This is a genomic window from Streptomyces alkaliphilus (assembly GCF_014141535.1).
Taxonomy (GTDB): Bacteria; Actinomycetota; Actinomycetes; order Streptomycetales; family Streptomycetaceae; genus Streptomyces; species Streptomyces alkaliphilus.
Genome location: NZ_VKHT01001402.1, coordinates 1 through 983, shown reverse-complemented (window position 1 = coordinate 983; position 983 = coordinate 1). Strand labels below are relative to the sequence as shown.

Here is a 983-nt window from a genome sequence, read left to right as displayed (position 1 = left end):
GGGTGGGCGATCACGGGGATGCCGGAAGCGAACGCCTCCACCGCCACTCGTCCCCACGACTCGTACAGGCTTGGCATCAGCATCACCCGGGAGCGGGCGTAGACGTGCTCGCGCATCCGCTGCCCGGGCACCGAGTCGAGGACCTCGCAGTTCGGCAGCCCGGGCGGCGGCATGACCTGCCGGCCGTAGGCACCGCATACACCGAGGAACTTCCACTGAGGCGTCCAGGCGGCGATCTGCCAGAACAGCTCGCCACCCTTGTCCGCGTTCAGATTGACCAGAGTCGCGCAGTCGCCGGGTCGCGTACGGTATTCACCCGCGATCACCGGCGGGCGCACCACGATGCTGCGCCGGGGCAGGAATTCGGAAGGGTAGGAGGCGTAGAAGATCTCTCCGTCCCGGCGGATCCACTCGCTGTTGTAGACGAGCAGGTCGGCGCCTGCGGCGTTGTGGAATGTCGCGGGGAAGTTGTCGTGGCAGATCACCACCACCGGAATACGGCCGTCCCGCGCGAGGCCGGCCACCAGGGGCACGTTCTCGTAGTGGGACACCAGCACGTCCGCACGACGGGCACGGGCGGAGAACTCGAGGCCCTCCTGGAACGGCACCACCCGCACCCCGTCGATCTCGTACGTCTTCTCGGCCTTGCCGGGGTGGGACAGCCAGACCTCCACCCGGTGACCGCGCTCGGCCAGCGGTCGCAGTATCGAGTGCAGCATCCACTCCGAACCGGCGTTGTGGTCCGGCGGATACCCGTACACCCGCGCCACCACGGACAGGCACCGCCCGGCCGGCGCCCCTGCGGCCGGTTGGTACGAGCCGGGCGTCACCTTCCCGTCCGCCCGCGGGTAGCCTCTGAACAGGGACGGAGAGGCCGTCGCCGCGCGCAACCACCGCAACGCGCCCGGGCGGGTTCCCGCCCGCTGCGCGGCCGACCCGATGGGCGATGCGGGTGGGGCCGCAGCGGGTGGGGGAGGCAGACG

Annotated in this window: 1 protein-coding gene; it reads right to left on the bottom strand. The window is 70.6% G+C overall.

Annotation, left to right across the window (positions count from 1 at the left end; genetic code table 11):
- On the bottom strand, positions 1-830 hold an 830-nt coding region (locus FNQ90_RS24740), incomplete at its 3' end, for a glycosyltransferase family 4 protein (protein ID WP_323380168.1).
- Positions 831-983 lie beyond the last annotated feature (153 nt).